We start from the raw sequence: 23,839 nt of genomic DNA, 5'->3' as shown, positions 1-23,839 counted from the left end.
GCGCCCCCTGCGTGCGACGGAAGATGGAGCGACATACGAGTGAACGAAAACGTCAGGCGTGCCAGTTCATGGAAGAAAGGCTGTTGATGGCGCAACTCGCCAACAGGGATGCGTGCGCCCCTCTACGAAATCACCTCACTTGTGACGAAGCGACGGCCATCACGATGTCTCAGCCGGTTCTTTCGAAGGCCCTCATCGCAAGTGGGGTGCACCCTTCATCGATCTTGAATTGTAGCCCGCGAAAGGCGGCGGGGCGACAGTTCGCTGTAGAAGCATACGCTTAAGAGATTATGATGACCGCGCAAGACGAAGAGTCAGTAAAGCTGGTCATTAGGGCCATATTGATTTTGCTGGTCGTTCTCGGCCACGATCGAATTTTCCACGACCACCTCTACTACACTGGCTATATTTTCATCTATAGCTTTCACGTCGGATCATTCTTCCTCCTTGCCACCTTCGGGCGGCCTCGGCCACTCAACAGGAAGACATTCTACGGAATGTGGCGCGCGTTCCTGAAGCCTTATGTCATCTTCACCACGATATACGGCGTTCTGTTCTTCGTGTCGGAGTTCCTGCACGGAAAGGTCGACCTCGCGACTTGGGCATTAAGGTTGTTCGCGGCCCTGTTCGTCGCAACATCCCCGATGCTGGATGCAGCGACGGGACTTAAGTTGCTCTGGTTCCTTCCCGCCTTCTTCGTCTTCTGCATCTTGTACAACTGGTACGGCCTCGCCGACCGGAAGCTCAAGATCGCGATCGTCGCGGCCGCGTGCGTGGCACACCTGGGATTGCCGACCGTACCTCGATCCGTTCTCGCGATGGCTCCCCTTGGATCGGCGCTGGCAGCCTACATCCTGCTTCCGGCGTTGATTTTCATGCAGCTTCGCTGCCTTGAGTGGCGCGGGAAGATGATCGCCGTCAACGCGGCGGTCTTCGCTCTCAGCTCGCTCGCACTCATCCACTTCCGGCTGGAGAGCGTGCTGGCCGATTATCGCATCTTCGGCATCGACACGCCCCTGGAGATGATCATCTCCGACGCGGCACTGATTTCGGGAGCCGGCGTCATCGTGTCGATCGCGCGGGGCCTCACCGGCAGTCAGGTGGCCCGCTGGATCGGGGCGAGATCTCTACAGATCTACCTGATCCATCCTCCAATCAATCTGGTCATGGTCACGCTTTGCAAGCGCATCGCCCTTTGGCCGCTGGCGATCGTGCTGGCGTCGGTCAGCACCGCCATTCTGACCTGCGTGACAATTCTGATCATGGAGCGCACGCGCGCAGCCAAGTACGTCTTTGGCTGAGTTTCGTTGACTTGCCTCAGCCTAAGTTACTGAAAGTAGACGTTGAATATGTAGAGCAATGAGGGTTACGCAGATATTTCGCGGTGCCAGCTTCTATCCAGCTACCTACGTTGCGGTAAATCCCTGACAACCCGTTGAGTCACATAGATATAATTTAATATTCATTCGAGCCGGCTGTGGTAGGAATTATAATTGTTCCATACTAAGAAACATCGATAAACCTGAATCTTTACTTCAAAGGGATCGACGCTACGCGGCGTTGACCAGTTCGTTTTCTTTTTGAAGTGGCGTCTCACGCCAAGCTTCGATGGACGAACTCGGTTGTGGAAAATTTATAAGGCCGGGGGCGGCGATGAAGGGTTCACTAACTCGATCTGTCATGCGCGGTGCTGCGCTTACGTTTGGTTCCAGAGCTGGCTTGATGTTGGCCAACATCATCGCGCTCGGCATAACCGCCCGGCTGATCTCGCCTGCGGAATTCGGGCGGTTTACCGTCATCCAGCTTCTGATCGGCATCCTTGGCGTATTCCCCTACGCCGTCGGCCAGGCATTGATCAGGATCGAGAGCAAGGGCGCGGCGGGAACCGGCTTGGCCATCGTCGGCCTCTTGGCGCTGACCGCCGACCTCCTGGTGCTGGCATTGGTGCCGGTAATCGAGCAGTTCTTCGGCATCGTCATCAGCGGCACCGAGCTATCCCTCGTTCTCCTGACGATCCCGCTGCTGTTCCTCTCCTTTCTGGCTGATGCGCTCGTACGAAAGAACCTGAAATTCGGGGCGGCAACCTTCGCGGAAACGGGATCGCAGGGCGTCGGCCTTTACTTCCTGACGTGCTTGCTCGCCCTTCTCGGCTTCGGACCGCTTTCGTTGCTCATCGGGTTGGTCGTTCAAGCCGGGCTCTGGTTGGCGTTCCTCTGTATGAGCGGGCTGTTCGGCCTGATCGATGCTCCGACGCGGGAGGCGATAAGGGGCTATAAGGATGCCGCCTGGTTTTCCCTGATGGGATGCGCAAGCTACGTTGCTCTCAACGGCGACAACTACGTCGTCGGCCGGACCATGGATGCGGCCGCGCTCGGCATTTATTCGCGTGCCTACAATTTGATGAACAAGCCGGTGAACCTCATCGGCGCTTCGATCAGCAACGTATTCTATCCCGCGGTCGTCGAGCTGCGGGGCGATCGGCAGCGGTTGAAGGCAGCGTACATGAAGGCGACGACGGCGGCGGCTTTCCTGGCGTTGCCGGGTGCCGCGCTGGCCTTTCTGTTCTCCGCCGTTCTCGTCAAGATCGTGCTAGGCGACGGCTGGACCTCGGCAATCGTTCCTTTTCAGATCCTGAGCATCGGCCTGTTCTTCCGAGTCCATGTGAAGGTCGCCGAGGCGGTCGCTTTCGCGGCCAGCAACGTTCTTTCTTCGTTTTGGCGGCAAGTCGTGTTCGCGATCGCTGTCATTTTCGCCAGCGCGCTCGGAAGCCGATACGGCCTCGCCGGGGTGACGGCGCTGGTTGTCGTGGCGATCGCGGCTTTCCACGCGCTGATCGTCGCGCTCGCGAACAAGCAGACGCAGACGTCCATTCTCGAATGGGTGGTCTGCATGACAGCGCCGGTCGCCATCACCGCGACGGCACTCCTATGCTCGATCGCACTGCCGTCGAAGTATTTTGACGGCTCAATGTTCGTCCATGCGATCATGCAGGGGACGATCTTCGCGTTGGTCTTCGGCTGCGGCGTTGTCATCACCCTCCTCGTCTGGCCCTCGTCCCAGCTGGGATCGCTTCTGGCACCGCTGACCCGGCACCTGCCGATCAAGCGCTTTATGCCACCTCGGGCGACCTGACGTCCGTCGCCGCTGTCAAATGATTGCGGCGACGTCATGAGCATCCGACGCAGGTTGATGCAAATGCCCACTTTCGCCGCCCCAAACACCAAGTGTCGCGGCGGATCACTGCGAGAACCTGCGCACGTATACGCATAACAGGCCGCACTATAGCCTCCCTTTGCTGAAGGCTAGTACGAGACAAAAGGTCTATCGACATCATGAACGAACGCATTGATATCAGGCGGGGTGACATCGTCGATGTCGATCTGGGTGGCGCCAGAGGCGTTGAAAAGATGAATTACGGGACGATCAACTCACGTCCCTGCATCGTCGTCCAGAATGATCGGGGAAACCCGGTGTCCCCGCTGACGCAGGTCGTGCCGCTCACTGGCGAGCAGCAGTTCAAGGGATATCCAGTGCAGGTCCTGCTAAAAGCATCCGAAATTTTGATGCCCAACAGCATCGATTCATCGGCCGAATGCGGTCATGTGCGAACGATCGATCGCCGCCGGATCATCAATCATCGCGGGGTCGTCAGGGCGGAAGCGATGGACCGCATCGACCGGGCATTGAGGATAAGCCTGTCGCTTTAACGATAGTTTTCAGCGAGAGGGGTGCGTGAGATCGTCAAGCGAGTGAGATATGGCCGCCACCTCAATCGCCAGTGCCACCCGCGTCGTTTACATGGAAGGCGACGTGATCGACCACGGCTCGCTGATCGCCGCGGCGCTTCGCCCGTTCGGCCACGACGTGATCGTCGACGCCTACGACTTCTTCAAGCCAGGCACGCTGTCGTCGGCGCATTGTGCCAGCATCAAGCGCAAGCTTGAACCACGGGCAAGTGGCGAGCTGATCGTCTTCTGCCCGGGCGCTCGAGAATATTTCGTGGAAGGCCCGCACATCTCGGTCGCTTTTTCCGGTTATGCCTCTTGGCGCGCAGTCGAAAGGCTGCTGGTCGTGCCGCATCCCTGGGGTCTGGCGGATCCGGGGTCGCTACCGGTCGACTGGACGGAGAAGCCTTCGCTGACGGTAGGATTTATGGGATCGACCTACGCCTCATCGCGCGCGGCGACACTCTGTGCGCGGCTGCCGCGTGCGGCAAAGGAGTGGATTCTGCGCGGCGCGTTGGCCCGCTCACTGCAAAGGCAGGCAATGCTGGAGGAGCGTGGCGTCCCTCTGCGGTTTCTCCCGACTTTCCCCCGGATCGAGGCGATCGCGGCGACGGCCAGCGCCACATCCGGCAGCGACGTTGCGGTGGACATTGTCGACACGCACGGCTTCGACCGATCCGAACGGAGTCGCGAGCGGTTTAGCCGGCATCTTCTGTCGAACACCTACGTCCTTTGTCCGCGAGGGTGCGAGAATTACAGCTTCCGCATGTACGAGGCGCTGCGGTTCGGGCGTGTGCCGGTCGTGATCGATACCGACATGGTCATTCCGGATCGCGAGGAGATCGAGCGGCTCGCCGTGATCGTCCCCTATTCCGACCTGAACCAACTCCTCGACTATGTCCGGCGCGATCATCGCGCGCACGATGCCGACGCGTTCCGCGCGCGCCAGCTTCGGGCGCTGGCCTATTCGGCGCGGTTGCTGGAGGAGAATTGGCTGGGCGAGCAGCTGGCGGACGCGCTTTGGCACTGACATCGGGACAGCAAAAGCGTCTTTACCGCCGTTCGCCCTTCAGAAGCGGCTCTGCTGGTGTGAACGAGGCATCCGCAGTTTGAGAATATCGCGCGTTCAGGCAAGGCGCTACGCCTGAGCACGCGGACGCTGCGGCGACGCAAGATGTGGGGAAACGTCGATGATTCCGAAGCTGGTAATCCAAACGTTCGGTCGTAGGGAACTGCCCCCGAAGATCGCGTCGGTGCGCGACGAGATGATCGCGCGCAATCCGGATTATGTGTTTCAACTATTCGACGATGCCGATATCGCCGACTTCATCAACGATGCGTACGGTGCGAAGACGCTGACAGCCTATCACAGCATCGACCCTCGATATGGCGCGGCACGGGCGGACTTTTTCCGTTATCTCTCCGTATACGCACGCGGGGGCATCTATCTCGACATCAAGAGCTCCTTTTCAAAGCCGATCGACGAAGTGCTGCAGGCCGACGATGAGTACATAATCAGCCAATGGCGAAATCAGCCCGGCGATCTACATGCTGGCTTTGGCCTTCATCGCGATCTCGCCGACCTGCCGGGAGGCGAGTTCCAGCAATGGCACGTGATCGCCCGGGAGCAGCATCCGTTCTTGGAAGCGGTGATTGAACGCGTGCTGGGCAACATCGCTCATTATTCATCGTGGCGCTTCGGCGTCGGCCGCATCGGCGTGCAGCGAGTGACCGGGCCGATTGCCTATACCCGCGCGATCCTGCCGATCCTCGATACGGCACCATATCGGCGGGTGCCGGACGAAACGGCGATATCTCTCCACTACAGCATCGCCGAGGGGTATTCGCACCTCGACGTTTTCAAGAGTCATTATTCTTTGCATCGCCATTCGATCGTACGGGTGCCGTTCCAACGGCAACCGGCGGAGGCGGCCTATCGCGCGGCGCAGCGCCTGCGCGCTTGGTTGCGACCTTAGTTCATCCGCGATCGGAGAGCGTCCTCCCCGAGTTCAGTGGGTTGGCCGCTACGATCGCCTTTGAAATCCAAGAAGCGTTCTTCAAGCCGTTTCGCGACAGCTTATCGTTGGTTAGCTCGAGCCCGAGCAAAAATGCCGCGCCCCTGTACGACGGTCGGCGTGACCCGGAAAAGAGAAGTGCCGGCTTCTCCACGAACCTCCACGAGATGAGCGCCGCAAGTATTGCAAGCGGAAGGGCGATCAGGAACACCAGCCACCAAGTCGCCGCGTCGCCTAGTAGATATCTCACCGTCTGCTCGATCGGCCAGCCGTAGAGGTAGATGCCGTAGGACAGATCACCGTAACGAGTGGCGCCGCCAATCTGGTGTCGCGCCGTTGCCAAGGCGATGATGAGCCAAGAACCGAAGAAGATGAAAGCGATCGATGGCATGCCCGCCGCGGCGCCGATCGCAAGGCCACTGATTGCTAGTAAAGCGGTCGATTTCGACAAGGTTGGGCGAGCCTCCCAATAATAGAGCATCGCCCCAGCCGCAAAGAACGGCATCACAAGACCGACGCGGCCAAGCCATCCGTTATAATGCGTGACGAAACCGACGATCAAGGCGGCCAGCGCGGCGCGAGGACCAAGCAGCCCCGTCATGCCGAGGGCAGCAACCGCTACATAGCATACCAACTCCGGCTCAAGCGACCAAAGGCAGCCATTGAATATCTTCCCAAAGTCATTTTGCGAGAAAACGACACCAGGCAGACTGAAACCAGAGGTGTTGATGAACAGTATAGACTTGATGATATAGCGAATGCTCGCGATCATCGCCGATAGAGGTACTTGACCTCGCCATGCGATCAGCATCGCCGTTGCCGATGTAACGGTCACACATACGGCGAGGCCGGGCAAGATGCGCGCGCCTCGCTTCAATACGTAATCGGCAAGGCTGCTTCGATTATAGCTCCGCGTAATCAGAAAGCCGCTGATGATGAAGAATGTATAGACCGCGTAGACGCCAACGATATTGCCAGGGCCGAGCAGACGCACGAAAGGTTCGGATCGCTCATGGCCTTCCGTAATGGCAAAGGCATGCGAAAACATCACGCTGCTGGCGGCGATCAGACGCAGAACGTCAAAGTTCGGGTATCGCGACGAAGTCGGCGCCGCTTCTCGCGCGCCATCTGTAACTCTATCGGCCGCAGCCATCCCCCGCCCCGCTTGCTATTCAATCGCGATGCGGCTCAATCAAGTAGATCGAATATCGAAGCAAGCTTCTGACGCTGCAGCCGACGGATGACCGCGACACATTTTGGCACAGAATGTGATAGAGTTAACGTGCACGAACCAAGGCGTTAACTATAAACCCAGCTGTACCCCGACCCTCCATTTCCGGCCGCCCATAGGTATGTTCCCGCCCACTATAGCGCTCGCTGAAATCAATTGGCTGGAGGATGCCGCAGCTCGGCAAATCATCCCAAAATCATGCAGCACGTCGATCGCAAAAATCAGCGGATTCGCCCGCTTCGGAGGGCCGGAGCATTTTCGTTCATCGCACGTTCCACTCATCTCGGCTATGCGACGGTTCGTCGCACCGCCCGGGTGCGTTGGAGAGTACGCCATGATGATGAAGTTTGGTCGCTCGGCGATGGTGGTGGCCCTGGCGGCCAGCACGACGCTGGTCGCGGCCTGCGCGACCGAGACTGCCTATCGGCCCGCAACCGGCAGCGGCTTCTACCGTACCGGCTACAGCGATATGCGGATCGAACCGAACCGCTATCGTGTCACCTTCGCCGGCAACACCGTGACCGACCGCGATGTCGTCGAGCGCTATCTGCTGTTCCGCTCCGCCGAGCTGACGCTGCAGAACGGCTTCGATTATTTCGTGATGGCCGATCGCGATACCGATCGTCAGGCGCGCACCTATTCGACGCCGGGCTTCGGTGGTGGCTGGGGCCCCGGCTTCGGCGCCTTCGGTGGTGGTCTGTGGGGCCCGCGCTGGGGCTTCTACGGTCGCGGGTTCGGCTATCGCGCCTGGGACCCGTTCTGGGGCGGCCAGTGGGGCGGTTTCGGCGGCGGTCAGGATATCCGCACCGTTGATCGCTACGAAGCGTCGGCTGAGATCGTGATGTTCAAGGGCACGCCCGATCGCGGCAACGTGCGGGCGTTCAACGCGCGCGCGGTGGTCGACTCGATCGGCCCGACCATCCGGCTGCCCAAGGCGTCCTAAGCACCGGAAGGGCATCGGTCCGGGTGACCGATGCCCTTTCTCATGACCTCAATGCGGGACGGCGCCGAGTTCGAAGCCCGTCTTGTCATGGAGCGCGAAACGGTCGATCAAGTCCGCGCTGGCGTCGTTATAGCCGACCACCTCCACCGTCGCACCGTCGCGCCGCAACCGCGCGACGATCTTGTCGAGCGCACCGACACCCGAGATGTCCCAGAAGTGCGCCTCCGACACGTCGATGATGATCGAGGCCGCGCCTTCCGCCGCAAAGGCACGCGTGAACAGATCGACCGAGGCGAAGAAGATCTCGCCGCGCACGCGGTAGCGAACCGGATCACCCGGCTCCCGCACGACCGCGAACATCCGCCGCACCTTGCCGGCGAAGAAGATCCCCGACAGCAGCACGCCCGCCATGACGCCCTGCGCCAAGTCACGCGTGGCGACCACCACGGCGACGATGACGAGCATCACGATCGAGGACGTCGGCGGGTGCCGGCGCAGGTTGGGGATCGAATTCCAGCTGAACGTGCCGATCGACACCATGATCATCACCGCGACCAGCGCCGGCATCGGCACCCGCCCGACCACCGGCCCGAGTACCGCGAGCAGGAACAGCAGGAACGCGCCGGCGATGAAGGTCGAGAGCCGCTTGCGCCCGCCCGAGGTGACGTTGATGACCGATTGCCCGATCATCGCGCAGCCGCCCATCCCGCCGACCAGCGCGGCGGCGAAGTTCGCCCCGCCCTGCCCCATACACTCGCGCCGCTTGTCGCTTTCGGTGTCGGTCATGTCGTCGACGATCTGCGCGGTCAGCATCGACTCGAGCAGGCCGACCGCCGCCATCGTCAGCGAATAGGGCAGGATGATGCGTAACGTGTCGAGTGTCAGCGGCACCTGCGGCAGAGTCAGCGACGGCAGCCCTTCGGGCAGCCGCCCCATGTCCCCCACGGTGCGCACCGGAAGGCCGAGCGTAATCGCCAGCACCGTCAGAACGACGATCGCCACCAGCGGCGACGGCACCGCCTTCGTCACACGCGGCAACAGGTAGATGATCGCCAATCCCCCGGCAACCAGTGCAAAGCTATGCCAGGTGACGCCGGTGAGTTGCGGCAGCTGCGCCATGAAGATGAGGATCGCCAGTGCGTTGACGAAGCCGGTAATCACCGAGCGGGAGACGAACTGCATCAGCAGGTCGAGCCGCAACAGCCCGGCGACGATCTGGATCACCGCCATCAGCATCGTGGCGGCAAACAGATAATCGACGCCGTAGCGACGCACCAAGGGGGTGACGACCACCGCGACCGCCGCGGTCGCGGCGGAGATCATCGCCGGCCGTCCGCCAAGCAGCGAGATGACGATCGCAATCGCGATCGAGGCATAAAGGCCGACGCGCGGATCGACTCCGGCAATGATCGAGAAGCCGATCGCCTCGGGGATCAGTGCGAGCGCGACGACGATACCGGCGAGGATTTCGCGGCGCGCCTCGCCAAGATCCGCGCACCACGCGGATCGGAAGTGAGAGATGATGTTGGTCATGAGTCTGTTGAAACCACAGCACGTATCGGCGCCTACATGAGACGCTGAGTTCAGGATGATACGTGGAGGTTGCCCGGCGGGTCGGCGGCCGGGATAGCCACCCGGATTTTCACCGGGTCCATGCGGATGCCGGTGCCTTTAGGCGATGCGGGCTGGTCGGGGCAAGAGGTTGTACGCGGCGCGCGGAACGTCAGTGTCCGTCATTGCGAGCACGGCGAAGCAATTCCGCGCCGAACCACGACGCTCTGGACTGCTTCGCTACGCTCGCAATGACGGCGAAAGGGCGGCAACCCAAGTGCCCCGCGGTTAATCCAATCACCGGGACAACGAAGGAACAGCCCTCCTTACCTCACGCTGCGCCGTGGCAATGCTTGTACTTGCGACCCGAACCACACGGGCAAGGCGCGTTGCGGCTGACGACACCTTCCCAGCTCGCCGGATCGTCGCCGAGATCGGCAGCGGTCGGCTGCGGGATCTGGAGCGGCGGGATCGTCGTCGTCACCAGCCCACGCGTACCGGCATCGATGTCGTTGGAATTGTCCTCGCCGGTGAACGGGTCGAAGTGCGTGGTGATGAAGTCCGGCAGGTCGGGCAGCGTTGGCGGTGCCTGCATCTGGAACTGCGCGTAGGCAATCGTGCGCGTCACATCCTCGCGAATCGCGTCGAGCATCCGCTGGAAGAGGTTGAATGCCTCCTGCTTATACTCGTTGATCGGCGTCTTCTGCGCATAGGCGCGCAGGTGGACGACCTGGCGCAACGCGTCGAGCGTCGAAAGATGCTCCTTCCAGTGATGATCGAGGTTCTGGAGCAGGATCGACTTCTCGACCTGCGTCCATGTCGCGGTGTCCAGCTCGGCGGCCTTGGCCTCGACCATCGCGTCGGCTTCGGCCAGCACGCGCTCGGTGACGATCTCGGGATCGAGCGCGTCTTCGTTCAACCAATCATCCACCGGCGGGGTAATATTGAGCACCTCGGCGAGCCGCGTCTTCATCCCCTCGACATCCCATTGTTCGGGATACGAATTGGGCGGGCACGCTTCGCCGACGATCGCATTGACCGTCTCGGCGCGCATGTCGGTCACCACGTCGCCGACCGTGTCGGCATCCATGATGTCGGCGCGCTGCTCGTAGATCACCTTACGCTGATCGTTCATCACGTCGTCGTACTCGACGACCTGCTTGCGGATATCGTAGTTGCGCGCCTCGACCTTCTTCTGCGCGGTCTCGATCGCCTTGGTCAGCCACTTGCTGCCGATCGCCTCGCCATCGTTGATGTTGTTGCGCATCATCTTGGCGAACAGCGTGTCCGGCCCGAAGATACGCAGCAGATCGTCGTCCAGCGACAGGTAGAAGCGGCTAAGGCCCGGATCGCCCTGGCGCCCCGACCGGCCACGCAGCTGGTTGTCGATACGGCGGCTCTCGTGCCGCTCGGTCGCCAGCACGAACAGTCCGCCGGCTTCGAGCACCTTCTGCTTCTCGACCGCGATCTCGGCGCGGATCTGTTCGATCGCGGCCTCGCGCTCTGGCCCCTCGGGCATCCCGGCCAGTTCGTCCTCGACGCGCATCTCGAGGTTGCCGCCCAGCTGAATGTCGGTGCCGCGGCCCGCCATATTGGTAGCGATCGTCACCGCGCCCAGCCGCCCGGCCTGCGCCACGATATGCGCCTCGCGCTCGTGGTAGCGCGCGTTGAGTACCGAGTGATCGACGCCTTCCTGCCGCAGGAATTCGCTGAGCAGCTCGGACTTCTCGATCGACACCGTGCCGACCAGCACCGGCTGGCCGGTTTCGGCATGTTCGCGGATCTTCTTGGCGATCGCGCGGAACTTGTCCTGCGTATCCTTGTAGAACTCGTCCTCTTCGTCGACGCGGTGCACCGGCTTGTTCGTCGGGATCGTGACGACGTTCATCTTGTAGATGTCGTAGAACTCGGCCGCCTCGGTCGCCGCGGTGCCGGTCATCCCGGCCAGCTTCGGGTACATGCGGAAGTAGTTCTGGAAGGTGATCGAGGCCATCGTCTGGTTCTCGGGCTCGATATTGACGCCCTCCTTCGCCTCGACCGCCTGGTGGAGCCCGTCCGACCAGCGGCGGCCGTCCATCATGCGCCCGGTGAATTCGTCGATGATGACGACCTTGTCGTCCTTGACGATGTAATCGGTGTCGCGCTTGAACATCGCGTTCGCACGCAGCGCCTGGTTCAGGTGGTGGACGACCTGCGTGTTCTCGAAATCGTACAGGTTCGCACCCTGCAACAGCCCGGCGGCCTCGAGCATCCGCTCGGCACGCTCGGTGCCGTCTTCGGTCAGGACGATCGACTTCTGCTTCTCGTCCTTCTCGTAATCCTCTTCGTTGAGCTGCTTCACGATCGCGTCGACGCTGATGTACAGCTCGGACTTGTCGTCGGTCGGGCCCGAGATGATCAGCGGGGTGCGCGCTTCGTCGATCAGGACCGAATCGACTTCATCGACGATCGCCATCGCGAACGTGCGCTGCACCATCTGGTTGCGCTCATACTTCATGTTGTCGCGCAGGTAATCGAAGCCGAATTCGTTGTTCGTGCCGTACGTGATGTCGGCCGCGTAGGCGTTGCGGCGCTCTTCGTCCGACAGGTTCGGCACGATCACGCCGGTGGTCAGCCCCAGGAAGCGATAGACGCGGCCCATCCAGTCGGCGTCGCGGCTGGCGAGATAATCGTTGACGGTGATGACGTGGACGCCCTCGCCCGGCAGCGCATTGAGATAGGTGGCGAGCGTCGCGACCAGCGTCTTGCCTTCACCGGTGCGCATCTCGGCAATCTCGCCGCGATGAAGCACGATGCCGCCGACCATCTGCACGTCATAGTGCCGTTGTCCCAGCACGCGCTTGGCCGCCTCGCGGACGGTCGCGAATGCCTCGGGAAGCAATTGGTCCAGCGTTTCGCCATTCGCCAGCCGCTCGCGAAACAACACGGTCTGGTTGGACAGCGTGGCGTCGTCCATCGCCTGCAACGCCGGCTCGTAGGAGGCGATCTTGGCGAGGATCGGGTTGAGCGACTTGACGTAACGGTCGTTGGACGAACCGAAGAGCGATTTGGCAATACCGCCGAACATGGGCGTGATCCTGTATCTGGAAGCGGCGCGGCGGCCGGTGTCGGGCGGCCGCGCGGGAAGAAGTGGCGTGACGAAGCGGACGCCGCGCTATTCGCGCCGACGGCTCGCGAAGATCGGCTCGATCGCGACTATCGCAAAAGTGCGCGCGACCGGCATGGTGCTGCTGGCCACGAGCGTCGCGCGCGGTTGCGCCGGGCGCGTGGCGAGACGTCGCGCAGCAGAGGCGATCGCGGCGGCCTTCACCTGCTGCGCCACCGCCTGCGCAACCTGCGGCTGACGCGCCGCCGCCCCGACGCCGGTCAGCGCGGAAAGCAATGCGGAAAGGATGAGCAGCAGATTCACGACGCCGGACATAGGATGAGGGCGGCGACACGTCCACCGCCCGCGCACGCGTAAACCATCAATTCGGGGCGGGAAGCAACGTCATGCGGGTTACGAGCAACATGTGTTGTGGATGCGACGTGCCCATCTTGTCGATCGCGTCGCGAAGGCGCGGGTCGCTGACGCACGGATCGGCGGGCACGATCGTTTGTGCACGCGCCGCCAGCTCCCCGGTGAAATGCGCTTCGCACCCGCTCCCCTTTCCATTCGCATCGAGGTGCTGACGCACTTCGGCGACGAGCAATTCCTTGCCGGGCCATGATGCCGCCGGCAGCGGCGGCGGGGTGTCGCCGAAGCGGGTCGAGACGGTCGTCGCGATGCTGAACGGCCCGACCAGCTTCGCCTGCGCACGCAGCTTTGCCGGGTCGTAGTGCGATATCGTCGCACAGACGTTGGCCGGCATCGGCAGCGGACGCCCGTCGATGCGCGACTCGCACGACAGGACTTGGTCGTCGGCCGCGAACGACAGGCGCCACGCGAAGTCGATCGGTCCCGCCACGGGCAATTGCGTCGGCGCGACCGGCGATACCGGGATGACCCAGCGCACGGGCATGATCAGCGTGCTGGTGACCGGGCGTCCCCGCCGATCAAGTGCCGGTGCGAACTCACCCCCGCTCATCACCGCCTGACAGGTACTGCTCTCCAGGATCGGCAGGTTCCCCGGCTCGCTCACCCGGCATCCCGATGGCTTGCCGTCCGCATCCACGTCGACCGCCACGACCACGCGGCCCTGCTCGCCGGCCCGCAGCGCCGCCGGCGGATAATGTTCGGGGCCAAGCCATTCCTCGGGATGGATGACCTGCGCGCGGCGCTCCAGCGTCCCTTGCGCCGATGCCGCTCCACTGACCAGCGCCGCCGCGATCGCCCACCACCACTGCATCGCATCGCCCCTTTGCCTGTGCCGCGACGCAGCTTATGGGGCGGTCATGTCGACGTCCATCTCCCCGCTCGCCACGCCCTTCCCCGAAATGGCGGCGATCGCCGGCGTCCGCCTGCGCGTCGCCAAGGCACGCTACAAGGAATGGGATCGCACCGACCTCACCCTCGCCGAGTTCACCCCGGGGACCACCGTGGCCGGCGTGCTCACGCAATCGAAATGCCCCTCGCCCGAGGTCGAATGGTGCCGCAAGGCGCTGGTGCTCGGCGAGGCCCGCGCGCTGGTCGTCAACGCCGGCAACTCCAACGCCTTCACCGGCAATCGCGGGCGGGAGGCGGTCGAAGCGATCGCGGCGCAGACCGCGCAGACGATCGGTTGCCGCCCGTCCGACGTGTTCGTCGCCTCGACCGGGGTGATCGGCGTGCCGCTGCCGATCGACAAGGCGCAGGCCGGCTTGGCCACCGCCTTCGTCGCGCCGGAAGCGAACTGGCACGCGGCGGCGGAGACGATCGGCACCACCGACACCTATCCCAAGGGCGCGACCGCGACGGCGGTGGTGGATGGCCGCACGATCACGATCGCCGCGATCATCAAGGGCTCGGGAATGATCGCGCCCGACATGGCGACGATGCTCGGCTTCATCTTCACCGACGCCGCGGTCGAGGCACCGTTCCTGCAGGCGGCGCTTGCGGCGGCGAACACGCGCACCTTCTCGTGCATCACGGTCGACGGCGACACCTCGACCAGCGACACCGTCCTGGCGTTCGCGACCGGCGCAGCGGGCAACACCCCGCTGGCCGACGACGACAGCGACGGCGCCGATGCCTTCCGCGCCGCGCTCGCGGACGTCTGCCGTCAACTCGCGCTGCTGGTGGTGCGCGACGGCGAAGGCGCGACAAAGTTGATCGAGGTGACGGTCGAGGGCGCGGAGAGCGACCGCTCCGCGCATCGCATCGCGATGTCGATCGCCAATTCACCGCTGGTGAAGACCGCGATCGCGGGCGAGGACGCCAATTGGGGCCGCGTGGTGATGGCGGTCGGCAAGGCCGGCGAGCCCGCCGAACGCGACCGGCTAGCGATCCGCTTCGGCGCCACGCAGGTCGCCGAGGGCGGGCTGGCGGTGATCGGCTATGACGAAGCCCCGGTCGCGGCGCATCTGAAGGGCGCCGAGATCGAGATCGGGGTCGACCTCGGGCTGGGTGAAGGCCGCGCGACGGTATGGACCTGCGACCTGACGCACGGCTACATTTCGATCAACGCCGACTATCGTAGCTGAGCCGGGCTATGCTGACGATCTGGGGACGGCTGAACTCGCACAACGTCAAGAAGGTCGTGTGGCTCGCCGAGGAGCTGGGGCTCCCCTATGAGCGCCACGACGTCGGCGGCGCGTTCGGGATGGACGACGCCTATCGCGCGAAGAACCCCAATGCGCTGATCCCGACGATCGACGATGCCGACATCGTGCTGTGGGAGTCGAACGCGATCCTGCGCTATCTGGCGGCGCGGCACGGCGGCGATGCATTGTGGCCCGCCGATCCGGTGCGCCGCGCGCTCGCGGATCGCTGGATGGACTGGCAGTTCGGCTATGCCGAGGCGCAGCGTCCGGCGTTCTTCGGCCTCGTCCGTCAGCCAGGCGACCAGCGCAACGCCGATGCGATCGAGCAGGCGACGGTGGCCTGCAACCGAATGATGACGGTCCTCGACGCCGCGCTCGCCACGCAGCCGTGGCTGTCGGGCGAGACGTTCGGCCTCGGCGACGTGCCGATGGGCGTGTACGCGCAAACGTTCTTCGCGCTCGCACTGGCCCGCGAGCCGCTGCCGCATCTCGCGGACTGGTACGAGCGGCTCAAGACGCGACCGGGCTACGCCGATAACGTGATGATCCCGCTAAGCTAGCGCGCGCTGGCATGACATCGAACCACGGTCGGATCGGTCCTATGTCAGCCTGACCAAAGCTCGATCCCCGACGTCATCATTCAGGCGCGGCACGGATCACCTCGGCTGACTCAACCGCGTCGACCAATATGCTCCGGTACCACATCCCCATGTGACCGAAGCCCGGCAGACTGAACCGCGATCGCCCCGCCTCGGGCAGCATCTCCCGCGCGATCAGCCGGATACGGTAAGCAGTGCCATACCGCCGAGGCACGACCTTCGCGATCTTGCTCTTGTCGTCGATCGCCAGCCAATAGACATTCGGATCGGACGCCAGCCGCCGTCGTGCCTCGTCGTAGCTTCGCGCACCCTCGATAAAACGGGAGCCTTCGAATTCGTCGATCCACACACCGTCGAAGGATCGCGGCGCGCGAAACCGGCGACAATCACGATCCGGCCCGCGGATCACGACCACCGCACCGCCCGACCGCTCTTCACGCCGACACTGCGGCGTCTCGGCCAGGACCGGAACCATGGCGGCGCCCTGCATCAACAGCAGCGCCGCCAGCAACATCAGCCCAGTTCACCCTCGAGCCATGCCTTCAGCCGCCCCTTCGGCTCGGCACCGACCTTGGTAGCGGCCGGGACGCCGCCCTTGAAGAGGATCATCGTCGGAATACCGCGCACGCCATACTGGCCCGGCGCGTCGGGATTCTCGTCGATGTTCAGCTTGGCGATCGTCACCTGCTCGCCCAGTTCCTCGCTGATTTCTTCCAGCGACGGGCCGATCATCTTGCACGGGCCGCACCATTCCGCCCAGAAATCGACCAGCACCGGCTTATCGGCGGACAGCACGTCGGTCTGGAAGCTGGCGTCGGTGATCTTCTTGGTGGCCATGTCATTCTCCTTGGAAGCCATCAAATTAGGGTGCGGGATGCGCTCGCTCAACCACCGATGGCCAAGCTTTGCTCCGGGCCGGAGAAGCGGCGCTTGACGGGGTCGAGCAGCGCGGCGGGCAATTCGATCAACCGCGGCGCCGCGGTGTAGAGCAACGCCACCTCGACGCGCGTGCCCGGAAAGATCACCTCCAGCGCCGCATGATAGGCAGCCATCTGGCGACGGTGATAGTCCGGCACTCCCTCGATGCTGTCGGGAACGCTGCGCCCGGTCTTGAAGTCGATGGCGCGCACCACGCCGTCGCCGATCAGCAGCCGGTCGATCGTCCCTGAGATCACGCGCCCGCTCGGCAAGGTCGCGGCGATCGGCGCTTCGGCGAGCGCGGCGGGGCCGAACAAGGCGGCGTAGCCGGGATCGTCCAGCACCGCCATGACCGGGCGGAGCACGCCTTGCGGATCGCTCACCCCGCGCGCACTGAGCCAGCGCAGCGCCGCCGCCTCGCGCACGGCGGGCGCAAGCGGAGGAAGCCGCTCGAAGAGTGCGTGCATTAACGTGCCGCGTTCGGCCGCGTCGCGCGCGGCGGGTGCCGCCGGCGCATCGCTCACTACGTCGTCGCCGACCGACGACGGGGTCAGCGGGCGTGGCGGCTTGGCGTCTTCGGGAGCGGGCCGACGTGCCCAGTCAGGCAGCAGGGTAGCGCCTTCGTCAGCATCGCCCGCCCCGCCCTTGACCGCGACCGGCATTGCGGGCCTGCGCCCGGCGAACACCCGCTCGCCCTCACCCGGGACCTCAAGCGCGTCGAACGTGCGCGCGGCGGCGGCGTACCAGCTCGCTTCGGGTGTCACACCCTGCCATTTGGCGCTCAGCGAGCCAGCGATCACCAGCCGCTCCTCGGCACGCGTCGCGGCGACGTAGAACAGCCGCCAATGCTCCTGACGCTCACGCTCCTCGACCTGCGCCATCGCCGCATCGATCGCGCCGGCGCGCTCGGCGGTTCGGGGGCGGAACACCGGGATCGGCTTGTCCATCCCCTCGGGCGTCCACATCAATGTCGATCGTGGGCTCGCGTCGGGGTCGGCGGTGGCGTCGGCAAGGATCACCAGCGGCGCCTGCAAGCCCTTCGCGCCATGCGCCGTCATCACCCGCACCGCATCGAGCGGCGCAGCGGCGTCGCGAACGATCTCGACATCGTCGCGCTCGAAGCAATCGAGGAAACGCTGCAACGACGGCGTCGAGCCAGTCTCGAAATCGAGTGCGGCGTTGAGCAGTTCCTCGATCGGGTCGCGCGCTTCCTCGCCGAGCCGCGCCAACAGCTTGCGCCGTCCGTCGAGCGGCCCCGACAACAGCATCTCCAGAAACCGATAGGGCGTGTCGAAGTCGGCGCTGGCGAGCAGCCCTGCCAGTTCGGTGACGTGTGCGGCATGATGGCGCGACAGGTGTCGCCACAGCGATCCCTGCCGCTCGACCGCGCGCATCATCAACTCGTCCTGCGTCCAGCCGATCAGCGGCGAGACGAGCAGGCTGGCGAGGCTGAGATCGTCATCGGGCTGAAGCACGAAGCGCACCGCGGCGAGCAGATCCTGCACCGCGAGCGGCGCGGACAGTCGCAGTCGATCGACCCCAGCGACGGGTACGCCCTCGGCATAGAGCCGCGCGACCAGCAATTGCGCCAGCTCGCCACGACGCTTGACGAGGATCATCACGTCCTCGGGGCGCAGGCGGCGCCCCTTGCTCTCCAGCATCAACCCACCGTCTTCGATAGGGCCGAGCCAGCGTTTCACGGCCTGCGCGATGCGGGTGGCATTGGCGCGGACCGCATCGTCGATCCAGCCTTCCTCGCCGCCGTCCTCGGCATCGGTCGCTCCCGCCACGACCGGCGGCCACAGCACGACCGCCCCCGGTCCGGTGACGCGGCTGGCGTGCGGCGGAATGTCCTCGGCCGCCCCGAGCCCGCCCGCGCCGACCGTCGCGATCGCCTGATCGACGAACTCCAATACCGGTGCAGTCGACCGGAAGGAATCGGTCAGCGAAAGTCGGTCGAAGGGCAGCCCACGCTCATGATCGGGCATCAGGTCGTCGCCCTCGACATCGCGCGCGCGCTCGGCAAAATAGCGCTCGGCGGCGAGGAAGTTGATCGGATCGGTGCCCTGGAAGCCGAAGATCGCCTGCTTCAGATCGCCGACCGTGAACAACGTCCGCACCGACGGCGCATAGACGCCGCGCCCGACGAAATATTCATCCACCAGCGCGCGGATGATCGTCCATTGCGCGACATTGGTGTCCTGCGCCTCGTCAACCAGCACGTGCTCGGTAATCTGATCGAGCTTGTAGCGGATCCACTCGCCGATCCCTTCCTGCCGCAGCAGCGCGACCGCGGCGTCGATCAGGTCGTTGAAGTCGACCGCGCCGCTGTAACGCTTGGCGGCGGCATAGCCGCGCGCATATTCGCGCCCGACCTCCAGCGTCGCGCCAAGCCGGTCGGCATAGGCGGCGCGCACGCGCAGTGACAGCAACTCGCCGCACCAGCCGTGCATCCGCAGCGCGTGTTCCGCATAATCAGAGTCCGCAGGCGCGCGGCCCTTGCCGAATGACAGCGGATCGCCGTCCTTCTTCGCCCAGACACCGTGCAGTCGATCGAGCGTCGCGGCGCGTTCCTCGACGCTCGCCGCCAGCCACGCCCCGATCGTCTCGGCGCGGTCGATCCCGCTCTTGGTCCCCCAATTACGATTGAGCGCGGCGATCGTGTCGAGCGTCGCCCGATCGATCGCGCCATCGCTACACGCATCGCGGATATGCGCGGCGACATCACCGAGCGGCAGGCCGAGTTGCGTACGGATGAACGGCGCGATCCCGGCGGGCAGCGCCTCCAGCGCATCATGCGCGCGCGCGCAATCGGCGAGGAACTGCTCCGCGCCCTGTTCGCCGAGCCGGACGCTGAGCGCACCGATCGTCTCGACCGGGCGGGTGCGCCCTTCCCGTTCGGCCTGCACCAGCAGATCGGAGAGCGCCTGCCGACGGAGCAGCGCTTCCTCGCGCGGCTCGATAGGTCGAAAGCCGGGGACCAGCCCGGCCTCGATCGGGAAGGCCGCGAGCAGGCCCTGACAGAAACCGTGGATCGTCTGGATGCGAAGCCCGCCGCCGGGCGCGTCGAGGACCCGAGCGAAGAGCGTGCGCGCGCGGGCACGACGCTCCGGTGTCGGCGGTTCACCGAGCGCGGCGAGATCGGCGCCGAGTTCGGTGTCGGGCATCCGTACCCAGGCGGCGAGCTGTCGATTGACGCGCGCGGCCATCTCCGCCGCGCCAGCCTTGGTGAAGGTAAGGCAGAGGATCGCACCGGGCTCGACGTCGCGGAGCAACAGCCGGAAGACGCGCGCCGCCAGCACCTGCGTCTTGCCGGTGCCCGCCGACGCGGAAAGCCAGACATGCGCCTCCGGCCGACTGGCGCGCAGCTGCGCATCCTTCAACTGCGGCAGCGGGGTGACAGCGCGCGGCGTCATCCGTGCGCCTCCGTCATCCCCGCGAAGGCGGGGATCCAGAACCCCGGACCTACGCCACTCACGCGGCCACGACGATCGACGTCAAACATCGCGACCATACCATTCGTCGCGCCGCATCAACTGGTCGTACTCCGCATAGGGCGCGAACTCCGGGTGCAGCTTGGCGGTGAACGGCTCCTCTCCGGTCAGCCAACGCGCCGCCGCCTCGGCGAAGCTGTCGCGTGCGGCGCGAACGAAATCGTCGGTCATGATCCGCCCGCCCTTCCCCGCCGGGTCCGCGGGGCTCGATACCGAGCCGAACGTCTCGCCCTTTTTCGCCAGCGACCAATATTCGAACGCGCTCGCCTGCCCGCTCACATCGACGAACCCGCCCGCCTCCGCGATCGCGCCGAGCAGCCCGAGTTGCAGGTTGAAGCCGCCACGCACTGCCGCGACCGACGGAGCCTTCCCGGTTTTGTAATCGATGATCCCGAGCCCGCCATCCGGCATCCGATCGATGCGATCGAAGCGCCCCGTCACTGCTATTTTGGACAGCTCGGTGGTACCACGCCCCTCAACTGCGAGCACAATGCGTCCCGCGGCGCGGTCGGCGAGCGTCTTGCCGGCGACCCATTCGAACGCCGCGACCAGCCGCGGCTGCCACAAGGCGCGAAGCAGCGGGTGGGTCGCGGGGTCGGCGAGCAACGTCAGCGCGCGCGGGAGCAGCTTCTCCGCATCGCACCCATCCTCGCGCGCCCATGCCTCCAGCACGGCATGAACCGCGGTGCCGCGCCACGCCGCGCTGGGATCGGCATCTACCGGATCCAGCGAGGAAAGTTTGAGGATCCTCCGCGCGTAGAAGGCGAATGGATCGGCCTTGAGCCGGTCGACCTCCGTCACCGAAATCTGACGTGGCCGCAGTCGCGCGGGCGGCAACGGCGCGGGGCGGTCGGCGGGGATCGGCACGCGCGTCCCATCCAAGGCGCGCGCCCACGCCGCCAGCGTCCCGTCCCGCGGAAACCGCTCGCCCGTCATCGCCTCCAGCCGCAACCAAAAACGCGACGCAAGTGCCGGCGACCGCGCGTCACGACGCGCGCGAGTCAGCACGACCTGCTTTGCGCCCAGCGCCTGTCCGAAATCATGCGCGGCAACCCCGATGCCACGGTCGAGCCCCGGCAAACCCAGCTCGGCGCGGACGCGCGGCGCCAACCATGGGTCGGGCGCAGGCAAGCCCGGCCATGTCCCTTCGTTAAGTCCCGACAGGATCATCAGGTCGGCGCGTTGCAGCCGCGCCTCCATCAGTCCGTAGATCGCGAGCCTCGGATGGCGCTCGCGCGGCAACAGCCGGATCGCGATCTCGTCCATCAGCATCCGCAGCAGCGGCGCGAACCCTGCCGGCGCGATCCGCTGCGGCCCAAGCGGTGCCTGCGTCTCCAGCCCGGTCAGCAGATCCGCCGCGGCACGCCCCGCCGGACCGCGCCACGCTTCCTCGCCCGCCAGTAGGTCCGCCGCCTCGCGGAGGCACGCGACCAGCCCCGGCAGCGTCGCCATCGCTGCGCCGAACCCGCGCGCCACGGGCTCCAGCAACGGGCGCGCCGAACGCCACCATTCGGCGGCGCGGGCAAAGGCAGGCCTTGCGGCGAGGTGTCGGTCGATCCGGTCGAGCCCCGGCGCGGGCCGCGGGCCGCGCAGCGCGAGGTCCAGCCGCCGCACGCCATCGAGCCACTCGCCACGCCCTTCGCCAAGCCGCACCAGCGGGTGCTTGAGCAACGTAAGTAGCGCCATCGGGGCGAAATCCTGCGCAGCCGCTTCGATGATCGCGGTCAGCAGCGTCCCCGGTGGCAGGATCGCGAGCGCCCGGCCCGCGCTGTCGTCGACTTCGATATTCCAGCGCCGGCAGTGCGCCGCAACGCGACGCGCCAGCATCCGGTCGGGCGTGACCAGTGCAGCGGTCAACCCCGGCGTCTCGACCGCCTCGCGCAGCTTGAGCGCGATGGCCTGTGCTTCCTCGGCCGGCGTCGCGAGTTCGACCGCCGTGACCCCGGTCAGTCGCCGGTCGGCGGCCTCGAGCTGCGTCCATTTGGCAGTGAAGCGCGCCGGCGCGAGCGCGTTGGCAATCGCGCGGCCGCGGGCGGCGGTCGCATCATGCTCGCTGCCCGCGGTCCAGCGCGACACTTCGTCGCGCGCCGCTCCGATCCGTTCCAGCAGCAGCTTGAGGTGAAATTGCGGGTGCACCTCGATCGATCGCGCCCGCAATCCCGTGACAGGATCCGGAGCATGGGGGCCGAGTGCCGCCCATTCCTCCTCGGGAAGCGTCAGATCCAGATCGGCGAAGACCACCATCCCCTGCGGCAATTCCGCGACCGTGCGCAACAGCCGCGCCACCGCGGGGGCGGGGTCGGTAATGCCGGCCGCGCAAATGAATTGGTCGGGCGGCGCGGCGCGCCAGCGGGCGGCCTGCTGATCGAGCAAGCGAATACGGCGCTCCGCAGCATCCATCGCACCCAGCCGGTCGCGCTCGGCAGGCCAGCGGTCGAGCAGCAGACGGAAGAGGCGTAGCGACGCCTCCCAATGGTCGGACGGCCCTTCGCCGGGATCGATCGCCGCGAGCCGCGCGGGCGGCACTTCCTCGACGATCAGTTGGTCCAGCGTCGCGGCAAGCTCCCCCGCCAGCCGTACTGCTTCCGCCGCGTCGACGGGGCGACCGTCTGCAGCGCGCTCCTCCTCGACAAGCCGCGCCAGGATCATCCGTCGTTGCAGCGGATCGATCGCCGCCGGCAGCGGCGGTGCCGCATCGGCCGGATCGAGCGCAGCGCCAATCCCGGTGTCCAGTTCCTCGCCACCCAGCGCGACGATCCGCGGCAGAAGCAGCGCGCCGCCACTCGCACGCACGAACGCCTCACGCACTGCCAGCCCCCCGCGATTATTGGGTACCAGCACCGTCCCGCGGGCCAATGCCAGCCGGTCGCCACCGAACCGCCGCAACAGTCCCGCGACCAGCGCATCGGCAAAGGCACGATGCGCGGGGATGGTATAGAGCCGCAGCCCCCGCTCCGACGGCGGGGCGGGATCAACCATCCGCGAGCAGCGCCTCGGTTCGCGCGATGGCGCGCGGCACGTTTACCTCGGACCACAGCCCCTGGTGGACGAGGCCATAGCCGCGTCCCGCCGCGATCGCGCGATCCCAGAACAGGTTGGTCGAAAACGGCCCTTGTGGCCAATCATGGATCAACCGCGGCGACACGATCTGCACGCCGGTGAAGACGAAAGGCGCGACGCGACCGGGCTTGCGCCGACCGCTGATCCTTCCATCGGCCGCGAGATGAAAATCGCCCTGCCCGCTATGATTGTGGGCGCGGGCGTAGGGCACCATCAGCAAGAGCGCATCCATCGACGCGTCGTCCCATCGATCGGCAAGCTGGCGGATCGCGTCGGTCGGGCCGTCGAGCCAGAGATTGTCGCCGTTGACGACGATGAACGGCTCCTCGCCCAATAACGGCAGCGCGCGGACGATCCCTCCGCCGGTCTCCAGCAATTGCGCGCGCTCGTCGGAGACGATCACCTCGATATCGTGGACTCGGTGGCGCAGATGCGCCTCCAGCGCGTCGGCGAGATAATGGACATTGACCACCGCGCGCTCGACTCCAGCGGACCGCAGGCGATCGAACACATGGTCGATCAATGCGCGCCCGCGCACCTCGACCAGCGGCTTGGGCCGCGTCGCAGTCAACGGGCGCATCCGCTTGCCGACTCCCGCCGCCATCACCATCGCGGTGCGCGGGACGCGTGAGCCCGGGTCGG

At 65.1% G+C, this 23,839-nt stretch carries 18 protein-coding genes and 1 other annotated feature; of the genes, 8 read left to right on the top strand and 10 right to left on the bottom strand.

Annotation, left to right across the window (positions count from 1 at the left end):
* The first annotated feature begins 293 nt into the window (after positions 1–293).
* From QP166_RS06870 to QP166_RS06850, 5 genes are all read left to right on the top strand, one after another.
* Positions 294–1,301: an acyltransferase family protein gene (locus QP166_RS06870; protein ID WP_333915252.1), complete on the top strand. Its 1,008-nt coding sequence runs from the start codon at positions 294–296 to the stop codon at positions 1,299–1,301.
* A gap of 307 nt (positions 1,302–1,608) precedes the next feature.
* Entirely contained in the window at positions 1,609–3,132 is a 1,524-nt protein-coding gene (locus QP166_RS06865) for an oligosaccharide flippase family protein (protein WP_333915251.1), read from the top strand.
* Between the two features lie 200 nt (positions 3,133–3,332).
* Positions 3,333–3,707 (top strand): type II toxin-antitoxin system PemK/MazF family toxin, encoded by a 375-nt coding sequence (locus tag QP166_RS06860; RefSeq protein WP_333915250.1) that lies wholly within the window; start codon positions 3,333–3,335, stop codon positions 3,705–3,707.
* A 49-nt stretch (positions 3,708–3,756) separates the two neighbouring features.
* A complete protein-coding gene (locus QP166_RS06855) occupies positions 3,757–4,755 on the top strand; it encodes a hypothetical protein (protein WP_333915249.1) in 999 nt (332 codons plus the stop codon).
* Between the two features lie 160 nt (positions 4,756–4,915).
* Positions 4,916–5,701, top strand: coding sequence for a glycosyltransferase family 32 protein (locus QP166_RS06850; protein WP_333915248.1), 786 nt, complete (start codon positions 4,916–4,918; stop codon positions 5,699–5,701).
* A gap of 1 nt (position 5,702) precedes the next feature.
* Here QP166_RS06850 and QP166_RS06845 read toward each other — a convergent pair whose 3' ends face one another.
* Positions 5,703–6,893, bottom strand: a complete 1,191-nt coding sequence (locus tag QP166_RS06845; protein WP_333915247.1) for an acyltransferase family protein — start codon at positions 6,891–6,893, stop codon at positions 5,703–5,705.
* A gap of 412 nt (positions 6,894–7,305) precedes the next feature.
* On the opposite strand from QP166_RS06845, the gene QP166_RS06840 reads away from it, so the two are divergent.
* Positions 7,306–7,914, top strand: coding sequence for a CC0125/CC1285 family lipoprotein (locus tag QP166_RS06840; protein WP_333915246.1), 609 nt, complete (start codon positions 7,306–7,308; stop codon positions 7,912–7,914).
* Between the two features lie 48 nt (positions 7,915–7,962).
* Here the strand turns inward: QP166_RS06840 and QP166_RS06835 are convergent, their stop codons facing one another.
* The 4 genes from QP166_RS06835 to QP166_RS06820 form a co-directional block, all read right to left on the bottom strand.
* Complete coding sequence (locus QP166_RS06835; protein WP_333915245.1) at positions 7,963–9,447, bottom strand: SulP family inorganic anion transporter; 1,485 nt, start codon at positions 9,445–9,447, stop codon at positions 7,963–7,965.
* A 67-nt stretch (positions 9,448–9,514) separates the two neighbouring features.
* Positions 9,515–9,570: a sequence feature (sul1 is cis-regulatory element that is thought to sense ions involved in sulfur or methionine metabolism; They are found in Alphaproteobacteria), on the bottom strand.
* A gap of 226 nt (positions 9,571–9,796) precedes the next feature.
* On the bottom strand, positions 9,797–12,532 hold the full coding sequence (gene secA, locus QP166_RS06830; RefSeq protein ID WP_333915244.1) for a preprotein translocase subunit SecA: 2,736 nt from the start codon (positions 12,530–12,532) through the stop codon (positions 9,797–9,799).
* 87 nt (positions 12,533–12,619) lie between these two features.
* Positions 12,620–12,874 (bottom strand): hypothetical protein, encoded by a 255-nt coding sequence (locus tag QP166_RS06825; protein WP_333915243.1) that lies wholly within the window; start codon positions 12,872–12,874, stop codon positions 12,620–12,622.
* A gap of 58 nt (positions 12,875–12,932) precedes the next feature.
* On the bottom strand, positions 12,933–13,793 hold the full coding sequence (locus QP166_RS06820; RefSeq protein WP_333915242.1) for a TonB family protein: 861 nt from the start codon (positions 13,791–13,793) through the stop codon (positions 12,933–12,935).
* Between the two features lie 46 nt (positions 13,794–13,839).
* Here QP166_RS06820 and argJ point away from each other — a divergent pair, with 46 nt between their 5' ends.
* On the top strand, positions 13,840–15,066 hold the full coding sequence (gene argJ / locus QP166_RS06815; protein WP_333915241.1) for a bifunctional glutamate N-acetyltransferase/amino-acid acetyltransferase ArgJ: 1,227 nt from the start codon (positions 13,840–13,842) through the stop codon (positions 15,064–15,066).
* An 8-nt stretch (positions 15,067–15,074) separates the two neighbouring features.
* Positions 15,075–15,686, top strand: a complete 612-nt coding sequence (locus tag QP166_RS06810; RefSeq protein ID WP_333915240.1) for a glutathione S-transferase family protein — start codon at positions 15,075–15,077, stop codon at positions 15,684–15,686.
* 76 nt (positions 15,687–15,762) lie between these two features.
* On the opposite strand, the gene QP166_RS06805 is transcribed toward QP166_RS06810, so the two are convergent.
* From QP166_RS06805 to QP166_RS06785, 5 genes are all read right to left on the bottom strand, one after another.
* Positions 15,763–16,239 (bottom strand): hypothetical protein, encoded by a 477-nt coding sequence (locus tag QP166_RS06805; RefSeq protein ID WP_333915239.1) that lies wholly within the window; start codon positions 16,237–16,239, stop codon positions 15,763–15,765.
* Complete coding sequence (trxA, locus tag QP166_RS06800; RefSeq protein ID WP_028966059.1) at positions 16,239–16,562, bottom strand: thioredoxin TrxA; 324 nt, start codon at positions 16,560–16,562, stop codon at positions 16,239–16,241. Before trxA ends, QP166_RS06805 begins: the two co-directional genes overlap by 1 nt.
* A 47-nt stretch (positions 16,563–16,609) precedes the next feature.
* Positions 16,610–20,059, bottom strand: a complete 3,450-nt coding sequence (gene addA, locus QP166_RS06795) for a double-strand break repair helicase AddA (RefSeq protein WP_333915238.1) — start codon at positions 20,057–20,059, stop codon at positions 16,610–16,612.
* A gap of 81 nt (positions 20,060–20,140) precedes the next feature.
* Positions 20,141–23,116, bottom strand: coding sequence for a double-strand break repair protein AddB (gene addB, locus QP166_RS06790; protein ID WP_333915237.1), 2,976 nt, complete (start codon positions 23,114–23,116; stop codon positions 20,141–20,143).
* Positions 23,109–23,807 (bottom strand): nucleotidyltransferase family protein, encoded by a 699-nt coding sequence (locus QP166_RS06785; protein WP_443027246.1) that lies wholly within the window; start codon positions 23,805–23,807, stop codon positions 23,109–23,111. The genes addB and QP166_RS06785 overlap by 8 nt, the downstream gene beginning before the upstream one ends.
* Positions 23,808–23,839 lie beyond the last annotated feature (32 nt).

This window comes from Sphingomonas sp. LR60 (assembly GCF_036855935.1).
Classification (GTDB): Bacteria; Pseudomonadota; Alphaproteobacteria; order Sphingomonadales; family Sphingomonadaceae; genus Sphingomonas.
Note: the sequence above shows the minus strand (reverse complement) of the source record. Positions and strands in the feature narration are given on the sequence as shown.